The organism is Neoehrlichia mikurensis (genome assembly GCF_019186785.1).
In the GTDB taxonomy this organism is placed as follows: Bacteria; Pseudomonadota; Alphaproteobacteria; order Rickettsiales; family Anaplasmataceae; genus Neoehrlichia; species Neoehrlichia mikurensis.
In genome coordinates, this window is the sequence record NZ_CP066557.1 from 57,513 (window position 1) to 71,658 (window position 14,146).

The 14,146-nt window shown below is 24.7% G+C and carries 10 protein-coding genes; 5 read left to right on the forward strand and 5 right to left on the reverse strand.

Annotated features, from left to right (window positions below; translation table 11 throughout):
* Positions 1 to 774: 774 nt before the first annotated feature.
* Positions 775 to 2,070 (reverse strand): bifunctional folylpolyglutamate synthase/dihydrofolate synthase, encoded by a 1,296-nt coding sequence (locus HL033_RS00245; RefSeq protein WP_218194120.1) that lies wholly within the window; start codon positions 2,068 to 2,070, stop codon positions 775 to 777.
* A gap of 954 nt (positions 2,071 to 3,024) precedes the next feature.
* Positions 3,025 to 3,168 carry a hypothetical protein gene (locus HL033_RS04560; protein ID WP_410522116.1) on the reverse strand — a complete coding sequence of 48 codons (144 nt, stop codon included), beginning with the start codon at positions 3,166 to 3,168 and terminating at the stop codon, positions 3,025 to 3,027.
* 551 nt (positions 3,169 to 3,719) lie between these two features.
* Between HL033_RS04560 and gatA the strand changes: the two genes are divergently transcribed.
* Together gatA and HL033_RS00260 are read left to right on the forward strand one after the other, a co-directional pair.
* Positions 3,720 to 5,174 (forward strand): Asp-tRNA(Asn)/Glu-tRNA(Gln) amidotransferase subunit GatA, encoded by a 1,455-nt coding sequence (gatA, locus tag HL033_RS00255; protein ID WP_218194122.1) that lies wholly within the window; start codon positions 3,720 to 3,722, stop codon positions 5,172 to 5,174.
* 222 nt (positions 5,175 to 5,396) lie between these two features.
* Entirely contained in the window at positions 5,397 to 5,573 is a 177-nt protein-coding gene (locus HL033_RS00260) for a TAXI family TRAP transporter solute-binding subunit (protein ID WP_246575268.1), read from the forward strand.
* A 609-nt stretch (positions 5,574 to 6,182) separates the two neighbouring features.
* Here HL033_RS00260 and prfB read toward each other — a convergent pair.
* The 3 genes from prfB to HL033_RS00275 all read right to left on the reverse strand — a co-directional run bounded on the left by prfB (position 6,183) and on the right by HL033_RS00275 (position 10,338).
* Positions 6,183 to 7,284 (reverse strand): peptide chain release factor 2 gene (gene prfB / locus HL033_RS00265; RefSeq protein ID WP_410522100.1). Its coding sequence is split into 2 segments (ribosomal slippage): positions 6,183 to 7,220 and positions 7,222 to 7,284, totalling 1,101 coding nucleotides; the frame shifts between segments, so codons are not numbered across the junction.
* Between the two features lie 426 nt (positions 7,285 to 7,710).
* Positions 7,711 to 8,454 (reverse strand): YebC/PmpR family DNA-binding transcriptional regulator, encoded by a 744-nt coding sequence (locus tag HL033_RS00270; protein WP_218194124.1) that lies wholly within the window; start codon positions 8,452 to 8,454, stop codon positions 7,711 to 7,713.
* A gap of 573 nt (positions 8,455 to 9,027) precedes the next feature.
* The gene (locus HL033_RS00275) at positions 9,028 to 10,338 is read right to left on the reverse strand and encodes a hypothetical protein (protein WP_218194125.1); all 1,311 of its coding nucleotides are present in this window, start codon (positions 10,336 to 10,338) and stop codon (positions 9,028 to 9,030) included.
* A 795-nt stretch (positions 10,339 to 11,133) separates the two neighbouring features.
* On the opposite strand from HL033_RS00275, the gene HL033_RS00280 reads away from it, so the two are divergent.
* From HL033_RS00280 to HL033_RS00290, 3 genes are all read left to right on the forward strand, one after another.
* Positions 11,134 to 11,811 (forward strand): hypothetical protein, encoded by a 678-nt coding sequence (locus tag HL033_RS00280; RefSeq protein ID WP_218194126.1) that lies wholly within the window; start codon positions 11,134 to 11,136, stop codon positions 11,809 to 11,811.
* A gap of 210 nt (positions 11,812 to 12,021) precedes the next feature.
* Complete coding sequence (locus HL033_RS00285; protein ID WP_218194127.1) at positions 12,022 to 13,686, forward strand: hypothetical protein; 1,665 nt, start codon at positions 12,022 to 12,024, stop codon at positions 13,684 to 13,686.
* 43 nt (positions 13,687 to 13,729) lie between these two features.
* Positions 13,730 to 14,065, forward strand: coding sequence for a DUF721 domain-containing protein (locus HL033_RS00290; RefSeq protein ID WP_218194128.1), 336 nt, complete (start codon positions 13,730 to 13,732; stop codon positions 14,063 to 14,065).
* The last annotated feature ends 81 nt before the right edge of the window (positions 14,066 to 14,146 follow it).

Consider the following 14,146-nt stretch of genomic DNA (forward strand, 5'->3'; position numbering starts at 1 on the left):
ATTTTTATAAATACTTTATATAATTATTTTAATAAAATAAATAAATATATTTTACATAATATAAATTTATTAATACTTTAGATATAAGAAATTTAATATAAGCTAATTTAAGCAAAATATTTTATATAAATGCACTTACATTAAATTTTCAGTAATAGTTAATCTCATTTACTGGATATGTAATTACTACCATCTTCTATCATAAATTTAAAAACACCTTAATTATAATCTCCTATTATTAAATTAACATCAAATCAAAAAAATCAGTAAATAAATACCTTGATCAATATCTGATATTAAATCATTAACAGAAATACTTCCATTTTGAATATAAAAATTACTTACTCCTCGAACAACTGCAGCATTACTACGTTTAATAACATTATTTATTCTAATCTAATTATTTTAATAATTCTATTAACATATTTAACTAATATGAAATATAAACTTATATATCAGGTTTACATATATCAAAAAATTACTCATAAAATAAAAAAATCTTCATAAAATATTTAAAATAATATATATTTTTTTTACTTAGATATAAAAATCAGCATGCAATATCCGCCTACATTAAATATCAAATTATAAAGCTCTGCCAATAATTAATATCTGAAAGATAGCTTATAGAAATTTATAAGCTATTAAATTTCTAATAGTTTTATTATTAAATAAATTTCATCTTAAGTATAAAAATATAAAAATTAATTTACATGAACATAAAAAATCTATGCAAATGCATAATATAATACAAAAAATTAATAAATTTAATAATTAATCTAATAAATTTTCTGATAATACATCTCCTGCTAAAAATAATGAACCACAAATTAATATAATAACACTTGAATTCTGGTTACCAATACTCAATATTTTGCCTACAGCAGATCGTAAAGTATCATGAGTAGATACACTCATATTTAAATATAAAGCTGCTTGTAATATTTCTTGTGCAGTTTGAGCACGAGGTTCATATTTTACACACACAGAACATAAATGTTTAGTAAATGGTTTTAAATATCCCAAAAAGGCAATAGTATCTTTATCTCTCGTCATACCACAAATAACATATATTTCATCATTATTTTGTTGTTTCATCCAATTAGATAACACTTTTGCACCCGCAGGATTATGTGCACCATCTAAAAACAAACTCCATAATTTAGGAAGCATATCAAATAAAACGCCTTTTTTAATTTTTTCTAACCTTGCAGGCCAATAAACTTCAGATAATCCTTGTGTTATATCATCGTAGTCAATTTTATAATTAAACTTACCAGATAAAATACTACAAGTAGATATTGCATTTCCTGCATTAATAATCTGATGATCACCTAATAAGCCAGGCATAGGAAAAGATGATGTTTCTATATTATTACTAAATACCATCATGTTATCGCTTTTATTACAACACCAATCAATACCACCTCTATAAATAATAGATTTTTTTTTAATAGCACATTTTTCAAGTACTGTCATAACTGATTCAGATTCTTGAGGGGCAATAACACATGTAGTATTGTGTTTCATAATACCAGCTTTTTCTATAGCAATTAACTCTAATGTTTCTCCTAATGATTCTATATGTTCAAGTGATATAGAAGTAATTATTGTCACAATTGGATACACAACATTTGTTGCATCCAACCTACCACCCATACCAGTTTCTATTAATACAATATCCGCATCAACTCTTGAAAAGGCAAGTAAAGCAGCTGTTGTAGTACCTTCAAAAAATGTTAGAGGTATATCCTTACTTGCTTCTCTACATTCTTCTAATATTTCATGTAAATATCCATCACATATTTTTTCGCCATTTAAAATAATTCTTTCATTAAAATCTACTAAATGAGGAGATGTATACACATGAACTTTTAATCCTGCTGCACGCAAAATACTATTAATAAAAGCAATAGTTGATCCCTTGCCATTAGTACCAGCAACATGTATTACAGGAGGCAACTTTTTCTCAGGATTACCCAAATTATTTAATATCTGAATCATTCTATCAAGTAAAAGATCAGAAGGTCTAAATCCTAAAGGTTTAGGCCAATGTGGCATATGTACCATATTATAATTCTCAATTCACGTGTATAAAAATAATAATATATAAAAATTTTATCCACAAAAATCCATAATATACTTTTACTAAGTAACTTAGTAATACATTAAAGTTAACAATATCATTATAATAAGTATTACCGTATAATCATCAATAAAATGACAGATAATACTATGGTAAGTATATTAGCAAATAATAAGTTTATGATAAAATATATCTTTCTATAAAAATATAATTTTAATTATAACAGTACTTAATTTTTTATAAAATAAAGTTATATTCACTTATTATGATAAAATAATTTGCAGATCAAACTCTCCTCTCATGCAATATACTTATTAGAATATCTTAAAACTAATGATATGTTTTATATAACACCATAATTTTGTCAACTATCAACACTTAATATACTTGATGTGAATTATATAAGATTATAATCATAATTATTAATGAACAGCTAGTTTAGCATTATAAATGGTAACTTGTAATATATTAAAACAGCTTTCCTTGATATATCAATCCACAATATGAGCAACTTAACAACAAGTGAGTAATTTATAAAGTGAAAAAAAATTGCTCTACTAAATAATGAACCCTTAAGCATAGAATTTAAAATCTGATATCCATAAGTAGCATTATTATAAATTAATAAGCAAAATCAAAAGCAGATATCTTCATATGCAACCTATTAAATTAGGCCTACTTTACAATTTAGAAGTAAAAGTTTATTATAAAAATAATATAACGCAATAAATTCACATTTTTTACAATAAATGTAAAATACTATTAAAATAACAAAACTAAAAATACTTATATGATAACTACTTTCAATAATTAAATCTTTAGAAAAAATCCTGCAAATAGAAATATTCTACCAAGAGTTAAAGAACCTATCTATGTCAATAAATATGTTATTCTTTTCCAGTTGATTTTTTAAGTAAATCAGCAAATTTTGCAATTACCTAATTAAAATTTCCGCATAATCGTCGATTAGAAAACAATATTATATTGCAAACACATAAAAATAACAAAGACTTTAAAAAAACACATGAATCACTATTAAATATATTAATACTATATGCCGATACTTCACATACAATAAACATATATCCTAATTGATTACATGTTGAATAAACTATTAATGACAATTACACCTATAATCACTTAACACATACAAAGAAATTACTTACAAAATATTCAAATAATTTTCTATAGTAAATGTAAAATATATTAAAATAATAAATATATTGCGATTATAATACAGCACTTAATTACCATACAATTTATCATTATAAGTATTTACTCATACTATTTAATTCATACATAAAAACTTGCAATTTTTACTTTATAAAAAGGGAAATTAATACTTCTATCATAGCATTTATCAATAAACTTTTAGTATTTATTATACTTCATAATACAATAACTCCTATATATATACTAATAATATAATATTATAGCTTATATTATAAAATTACATTTACTTTTATCAACAATCTTTATTAAAATTTTCAAATAACTATAAAATAAATTCATACTACTACATAATTTACAAAAATAGTCACCTTATAAACATTTTTTCAATAATATTCGATTGCCTTACCAATAAAGTATGGTAACCTACTTACATTAAGTATATTATGTTTAAGATATAATAATGAAAGAACTGCTTAAGTTATCTATTGTAGAAATGCATCATGGATTAAAAAATAAAGATTTTTCTGCTGTAGAATTGGCAAAAGCACATATTAATTCTGTTGAAAATGAAAATCTAAATGCATTTGTTACAAAAACTCCAGAAATAGCATTAAAAGCAGCACAACAAGTTGATATTTTATTACGCAATAATACTGTTATAAGTCCAATGGCAGGTATTCCAATTGGAATTAAGGATTTATTTTGTACAAAACATATTAGAACTACTGCATGTTCTAACATATTGCGAGAATTTGTGCCTACCTATGAATCAACAGTTTCTAATAAATTATTACAGCATGGCGCTGTAATGCTCGGAAAATTAAATATGGATGAATTTGCAATGGGATCAACAAATCTCAATAGCTGTTTCGGTCCAGTAAAAAATCCATGGAAAAGATCAGATCAAAAAGATTTAGTGCCAGGAGGATCTTCAGGAGGATCAAGTGCAGCAGTTGCTGGATTTTTATGTGCTGGAGCTCTTGGTAGTGATACTGGTGGTTCAATTCGTCAACCTGCAGCCTTCTGTGGAATAGTAGGTATAAAGCCAACATATGGACGATGCTCTAGATGGGGCATGATTTCATTTGCTAGTTCTCTTGACCAAGCGGGTGTGTTAACACGTACTGTAGAAGATGCGGCTTTAATGTTAGAAGCAATATGCGGATATGACAATAAAGATTCTACTTCTTCTAAAGTACAAGTTCCACACTTTATAAACTATATCACTAATGATATACAGGGCAAGCGTATAGGTATTCCTAAAGAATATCAACTAATCAAATGTCAAGAAGATATTAAAGAAGTATGGAAACAGAATATACAATTTTTACAAAACTGTGGTGCTGAAATTATTGACATAAGCTTACCTCATTCTAAATATTCACTACCCATATACTATATCATCGCATCATCAGAAGCATCTTCAAACCTTGCACGCTATGACGGAGTAAAATATGGAGCTAGAGTATCATCAGATAATTTAAATGATATGTATGAATTAACAAGAAGTCTAAACATAGGGCAAGAAGCAAAAACAAGGATATTAATAGGAGCTTATGTCTTATCTTCTGGATACTATGATGCTTATTATGATAAAGCACAACGTATTCGACATTTGATTATGCAAGATTTTGTAAAAGCATTTGAACAAGTTGATTATATACTCACTTATGCCACTCCAAATGAAGCTTTTGCAATTGATGAAAAACCTGATGCTTTAAATATGTACGCAGAAGATATCTTCACTGTACCTATAAATTTAGCTGGACTTCCTGCAATATCTGTACCAGTTGGATTATCTAAAAATAAGCTACCTTTATCTCTACAATTAATTGGTAATTATTATGACGAAGGAGGTATACTTAATGTTGCCAATATAATCCAAAAATCTTACGTAAGAAATACACTAATATAATAACAAAAGCTATATTAGGTTAATAGATAGAAAATAGCAACATGTATTCAAATATAAAGCTATGAATTTTAGCTATAAATAAAACTCAATTTATAAAAAATAATACAAACATATTTGATATCACAATTTATTTTATATATAAATAATTTAAATAATATTAACACTTTCATTTGTCATGTTAAAACACTAGCAGTTAAAGCTTCTTTATTGGTAATAACAAATTTGAGTAATGATATAGCATATTCAATTGTAAAATATATAGCTTTACATTTATCTGATTTTCACAGAATAAGTGGAGCATTAAAAAATTTAACAGCTAGTGATTTATCGCAAGAAAGTACTGCACCTATGCATGAAGGTACAAGACAATATTATAAGGAAGTAGGTATTATTAAGTAGCTTATCAAGTACTTATAATAATTTGTGATATGAATCTTTTATTGAATCATAAATTTAATAGTGATGTGTTGATGAAAGATTGTTGTTGTGTGGATAAGGAAAGTTATATTATAACTATAATATTATACTTAGAAGCTTATATAATGATTATTTTTAATAAATAGTGATGTAAGCCTATCCCTATCAATACAATATATAATATCCATTCAATATAGATACAAAATTATAATGTACTAACAAAACTTACTTTTGAATATACATTTGCCAATTATTTATGTTATAAACTTCTATAATACTTTAACATTTAAAAAAACATTATACTTCCATAATGACTTTTCCACATAACTTTTATAGCATAGGTTATATCGTATATTATACAACTTTCTTCAATATTGCTAAAGTTTAATATACAAACATTTTGCTCATTTATAAGACATATTAATGTTTAACAAAAATATTATATAATTAAAAAATAAGGTATATAAAAAACATTCTGCTTTTAATAATATCATATGTATAATCGCATATGCTTAATTTTTATATAGGGCTACATATCATCTTAACATTTTAAGTTAAATATCTCCATGATTAATATACTAAAAAATAGAATTACAAAGCTTTATTAGTTAATGCTGCTGTTATAAAATCATCTAGATTTCCATCTAAAACCGCACTCACATTACTACTTTCATATCCTGTTCTCAAATCTTTTATCATTTGATATGGGTGCATAATATATGACCTAATTTGATTTCCCCATCCTATATCGCATTTTTTATTATGTACATCAGCCATTTTTCTTTCCTTTTCTTGCAATCGCATTTCATATAAACGACTCTTCAACAAATTATAAGCTTCAGCACGATTCTGATGCTGAGACCTATTATTTTGACATTGAACTACTATTCCTAATGGAATATATGTAATACGTACCGCACTTTCTGTTTTATTAATATGTTGACCACCAGCTCCAGAAGCCCTATAAGTATCTATGCGTAAATCTTTTTCATTAATTTCTATAGTAATATTCTGATCCACTACCGGAAAAACTTCTACACTAGCAAAGCTTGTATGACGTTTAGCATTAGAATCAAAAGGAGATATTCGTACCAATCTATGTATACCACTTTCAGTCTTAGCCCATCCATAAGCATTATCTCCTTTAATTTTAATAAGAACAGACTTAATACCAATTTCTTCACCATTAAGTCTATTTACTATTTCAACAGTAAATTTATGATATATCTCTGCCCATCGTATATACATACGAAGTAACATATCAGCCCAATCATTACTTTCAGTTCCACCTGCTCCTGAATGAATTTCTAAAAAACAATCGTTATAATCTGCTTCTTCAGAAAATAAACATTCTGCTTTTTTTTGATAGATCTGCCTTTTAAGTTTTACAAGATTTTTTTCAATCTCACAAAGAAAATCATCATCATCAGTAACAATATTTAAAATTTCAAGATAATCATTATATTCCTTTTCAAGATCATAAAAAGAACTTAATGTTTTTTGAATTTTTGACTTTTTTTGCAACACATTCCGTGCTGCATTGCTATCATCCCATAAAGAGTCACTAGCGCACTGTGCTTCAAGTGCTTCTAAAGACTTTTTAAGGTTAACAATGTCAAAGATAGTCCTTAATTAATTGTAATACCCTACCTAATTGTAAAACATCCTCTATAATACCAAATTTTGTACTCATAACTAGTTATTCAACCTTCGACATAAATTTATTCAAAATAATATATAATAAGAATAGGCATAATAAAACCTTTAACATAAAAACCATTATTGTATAATGTATTAATACTACCAAAATATACATAAAAATCAAGTTACAAAAAAAATACATAGATATTTATATTAAAATTTAGTTACTTCAATAGTTATTTTAGTATAAAAAAGTTAATATTATTGCATTACTTAGTAATTATAATGTTTTTAAAAGAATTTTAAAATATTTAACAGTACCCATAACCGCAATTTTGTTTTTTAAATAGAATTTCAAAACTAATCCTAATATAAAAAAATATTAATAGGCAGATTAAATTAAAAAACACATTTTGCTATCATAAAATAAAATTTTATAATATACTTATGATTAAGTATGCTTGCATACAATATCTACTTAAAAAGCAAAATTTCCTTTAACATATTGAACATCATCATTATCTTCTAGTGTATGAATTAAATTTTTAATTTTTATCTGTAGATCTAAGTTCTGTATTTTTATTAATTCTTTAGGCCTCCATGATAGCTTAGCAATTTCAGCATCAAAGAATTTCTTAGATAAATTATCTCTAATATTCCCAAAATCATTAACATTACAAATAACATAATATAGCTTTTCTTGATTATCATTTACTATATGCTCCTCTATATCATTAGCGTTTAATTCAAGCGCAATATTAAAAAAATCATTAAAATTATTAATAGATTCAGATTTATAAGCAATAATACCAACATGATCAAATAGAAAACTTACACTACCGCTTTCTCCTAATTTACCATTACATTTTAAAAAAATATGCCTTAACTCAGCTGCAGTACGATTACGATTATTAGTAACAGCATGAACAATTATTGCAATTCCTCCTGGTCCATAACCTTCATAGGTTACTTCTTCATAATTATCATCAACTGCATTACCAGAAGCACTTTTTATTGCCGCTTCAATCCTATCTTTTGGCAAATTTTCCTTCTTAGCAGCAGAAATTGCTGATCTTAACATTGGATTAAATTCTGGATCTGGTAACCCTTTTCTCGCTGCTACAATTATTTCTCTTGTTAATTTTGTAAACCTCTTAGCACGCTTAACATCTTGTACACCTTTTCTATGTTTTATATTCGCAAATTGTGAATGACCAGCCATATAATACCCCAAAAATTAACTTTAGCCAATAATCACCCTCATTTTATTTTCTTACATTTTTTACACATCAATCAAAAAATATCCTATAAGCACACTTACATCCTGCTTACATTATTAGTTTTTATCATTTTAAAATTAAATTAACAACATGTATAACTATATATCAAAAAATACTTTTTATAATAAAAAAATCATAATTAAAGCAACAACTTGATATATATCACTAACTTATTAATAATATTATCATAAAATCATATAAAAATTTATAATAAAAAAACTTTCCGACTTTAGTGACATAGTAAAAATTCAATTGCTATATAAAGTCAATATATCATTTTAATTAGTATTGTCAAATTACTACAACTATGTTATCCTTTTAAGCTTAGAGAATAATCTTCATTGCCCTTTCCTTAATTATTACAACGCAGTAAATTTTATTTCTTCTTTCAGAATATTTTTTATATATTAAATGCCAAAGTATTTTTCTAAGATAAATAATAATTACTCTATTGATTTAATATAAAATTAACAATGAAAACTAATAAAACACACATTAACACAATGTTTGTGTATTTATATACTACCCTTACTTAATTGTAATCTACTTATGCTAGTTACTTCTTCTTTTACAAGTCCTATAATATAACTATTTAATAATTTACTATATTTTTTACTAACTTCATTTCTTGCAGCATAAATAATTTGATTAATATTATCGTTTAGATTGTGCTTAGTAATAAAATTACTTAAAATATCATATCCTATTTTCACTTCATTCGTCACATATAATGTTCTTAAATCCTTAAATTTATTTTCATTATACTTCTTACATTTTTCAATATAAGAATGTAATGCTATCATCAATTTTGACTGAGTATTATTATAAAGCAAAGATTTCTTGATTAAACAGCTCGTTTTATTATTCAAAGTATCAAAGTAACATGCTATAATATCTTCATCGCCAATTTGTAAATCAAGTTTCTTGATATATTCTTCTTTATGTAATATTTCATGCAAATTTGTATATTCACATGACCTTTTTATTATTAAATCCATAATATCTTTTATCAAGATCTTCAAATCATTGTTGGTCAATTTATTAAAATCATGTTCTTGTAAATATCTTAAAGCATCACACAAATTATCTCTTAATTTATCAGATAATAAATTGCGAATTTTGCTACTACATGGAAAATTTTTTAATATATACAATAATCTATTATTTAAATAATAATTATTACAATTCTCTGATAAATACTTCTCTAATAACCATATATGAATTGATTTTTCATCTACACAAAAATCTAACAATTTTTTTAATTCATCAATCGATAAAATAATAGATTTGAGGTGCAAAATATTATACCTTATAAATTTTTTTTCCTTAATATTTATTATTATGTTAGGTTTTGCATGCAAAGAGGTAAATGGCATAATTCTTTCTTTTATGCTTCCAGGCTTACTAATAAAATATATTTTAATTTGAGCATTAATACTATTTACCGGATTATTTATATAATCTTGAATTAGTATTTGTCTATCAGCATTATCTGTCGTATATCCACTTATTACTTTTTTATCTAATGTCACTTGCAACATTGAGCAAGCATTACAAGAATGTTCCTTATTATAAATTTCAATCTTTAATAAAGGGGCATCCAGTATAAATGATTCTTTATGATTTTTCAAAAAAACATTAATCTTTCTATGAAAAAACATACAATAAATTCGTAGCAATATTAATGTTAAAATACTAACAGAAAAAATGCACACTAACATAGCACGTTTTCTGTCTTGTGTCGTTCTAGATTCAATAATAATTTCTGATCCTACTATAAAAGCTAATAAATTACTTATACAAATAGCACCTTGCTTATTAATCATCCTCATTACTTTTACCTCAAGATCAATTTAAGCACGGTAGGTTAACAACTAATTATAAAATATATATTAAAAAAGAATTATTTATAACATGATAAATATTTTTATTATTAATATAATTCAGATTTCTAATACAATGATCAACAATGTCTTGTTACTTAAATTATTATATAAATTTTTTAAGATTTATATAATCTATTACATATATAGGGATTAGATAAAATATAAAAACACTATTAAGTACATAATATTAATAAAGTAATAATCATATATACTAGGTAATTGTTTTACATTTCATGAAAAAGCTGTATTTTCTTAAAAAAATTATTTCTTATCTATATAACTTTATACATAATAAAGATTAGTACATATATGAAAAATATAAATTAAGAAATTAATTTTATATTAACAAAGGAAGTGCTACTTATGATTTAATCAAAATAATTTATATTTTAAGAAAATCCTTCAAACATTGAATCATGTCTTCTAAAAAATCATAGTGATTTACATTAATAAAATTCGTAATTTCATCAAAATTTATATATTAATTAGTTATTATATCTTAAATATTTATTAAAGATTCATAAAAATAATATATAATAAATTTAAGACTAAGTAATAATAACTCAATTATAAAAATTAGCTTTATAGACATAAAAAATTATCAGCAATATATTATAATTAATACTTTTTTTTAAGATTATAATGTCTATATTAAAAAATTTTAGTAAATTAAAGTATACTTTTACTTTTTAATTTGCTATAATCTAACTTTATAATTATTAATATACATTTAATATGCCCAACAAAACAAGTAACGCACAATCTGATATACTTCAAATATCCAAAATGCCAATAATACCAATAAATAATTCAATGGTAACTATGATGTTATCTAGCATATGCTTGATTGGAATAATTGGATCAACATGTATGCTACATAAGTATCTTAAGAGTAATCCTTTTTATATAACACTATGCTCAATAACATTAACTGCTTTTCTAATGCTTTTAATGTCTTTTATTATGTATACAGTTCAAAATATAGCCAGTCAAAAAGAAGAAAAATCTATAAAAGCAACTCTTACGGATGCTTCAACCGTACCTAGTGATGCCACAAACTCAACTAAAACTCAAAAAAATAATATGTCATCAAATGCATCAGTTACAAATACTAAAGACACTAAAGATGCTAAAAAAAGCAATGCTCAAAAATCACTATGTGCAACTACATTATCAGCTTTTATATTTTCTATGACATGTTTTACACTTGGACTATATTGCTTTACACAATCCTTAAAGTACTTCAAAAGTAATGAACTACCTATTAATAACATACATTTATTAATTATCTTCATAACAATTTCTATGGTTGCTGGTGTTCATTCAATCATATCTTTGTTTTTCAATGATGAAATTCACTCCTTAAATAATATTACAACAGAAAATCATAATGTACATGCAGTACAAAAATAAGTGCAAATCTTTTATTGCACCGTAATTTATTATACTTGCAAAAGATCCCTTATATCTAGTATTTTTCTTTATATAAAGGATCTTCATGCATATATAAATCAAAATTTAAAAAGTATTAAACACCAATATTAAAAATATTATTAAATTTAAAGTTGAAAAATCATTAAGTAATATATATATATAATACTGATATAACTAAGTATAGTTGTTATGCCTCATCCTATATTAATTATGAGCGCTTTAAATGCTGCAGCTTCAGTGTTATGTATTATTACACTAGCATCAGGGTCACGTACTTGTAGTAAAGCTAACATAATTATGGGTGTTACTTTATTATTCGTTAGTGCAGCTATAATTTATGCATTTACTATTATATGTTATAAAGCATTTACAATGTTAAAGAACAAAACGCTTACTAAGAAATTATCAGATAAGGAAGTATTAGCAGAGCTACAAAAAAGTCATTCTCTACTTATTATAGACCCAATATATACAGCAACAGATCAAAATTTAAATAATTTAATTAAAGAAAATAAAATAGAAGTAATAAAAGTCATAAAAACAGGACAACAAGGTCATAGGTTAATTGCTTACTTCTTATCAGAAGGAAAGAAAGAATTTCCATGTAAGGTAATTTTTCAAAATGTCTCTATGACATCACTAAAAGAAATAATAGCATATAAACAAGTCGGTAAATTATGTTTTACAGCACATAAAAAATTTCTTAAAAACAGTAATCCTGAACAATTATCACAAATAATAATACAAATTACAAAATATAACAGTGAATACAGAGCCTTTAGGAAGGGCGTTAAATCATATTATCCTATCCGTGGGCTTCTTGCATGTAATGCTACTTTATACTATGATAATGAAGTAGAATGTAATATAATGGCTCATGTTGATAAGGAAAGCCATAGCCAATCGAATGGTGTATTATCTAATTACAAAAAAATTATTGCTCCTTCTCACACTTTTAAGATATTTTATCATTTTGACAAGGAAAGCCATAGCCAATTAAATGATATATTATCAGTACCTGCCACTAATCACTCATTAAATAGTTATAGAAATATTGCTTCTATATTATTTGATAAATATATTAATAATATAAAGAAAGGCATAAATCTTAATAAGGCATGTCTCATATGTAAAGAATATAGGTGGCTTATATTACATCAAGATACAGTACTGATAAATGATTTAATAAAAAATTGTGATTTTCCGCAATCTATGCTTAATGTGATATATCAAAATTTATTTGTTGATGCATTGTCCTTATATTTTGACCAAAACTTACAATATAGTAAGCTATATAATATAATGAATTACAATATAGATATACATAATAACACACAAAAAATTAGTCATTTAATACAACAGGAATTACAAAATAATGAGGAATTTGCTTTAGCAGTTATAATTGCTACTAGCAATAATAAGCACTTATCTCAAAATTCAAGATATCTTAACACAAATACCGCGCTATCAATGCTATTAAGTAATCATAACAAAGAACTACAATCTCAAATACAACAATTTTTCAGTGTTAACGTTACATTACCTAATAATAAAGATCTATCTCATGCATCTCGTATAATTCAGCATTTTATACAAGGAAAATTTGTTCGTCAATATTCCGATTATTATAACTTTAAAGAAATGCCAGTGTCTTACTTTATACAAGAGATACAAGTTTTAGTATCAAATTATTTAAAAAACTTCCTATTTCATTACATAGCAGAAATAGCAATTAATAGACATCTAGACAATCCTACTGTGCAACTTAATATAAACGAAAATATAAAAATTATACAAGATACAGATGGGTTATTTATAAAAGAGCATTCTCCAAACTATATTTCATTGCATTGATAAAAAATTTATAGCATTATTACAAGAGTATTAGTTACAAATTATGCAGTTTTATAAAAAAATACCTGGTTATAAAAAGCTTAACATTACAGTTGAAAATTTTATTTTAACAAAATGTAATGAGTATAATATTAGTAAAACAGAAATGCGTATTCTACTTAATTGGAGTAATATCGTAGGTAAAGATATAGCACAGATTTCCCGTCCAGAAAAATTATCATTTCTGCAAAATAGCAACTCTGGAACTTTACATCTTATTGTTAATCATGGAGGTAACGCTATTCATATTCAATATGCAATACCAATAATTATAGAAAAAATATCAGTATATCTTGGATTCAAGGCCGTATTTAATATCAAAATAAAACAAAAAATTTAATATAACATAATACCTCATATACTATATTAAAATCTGCATATACTAATAAGTACCTATCGTATAAACAATAATACAAATTAC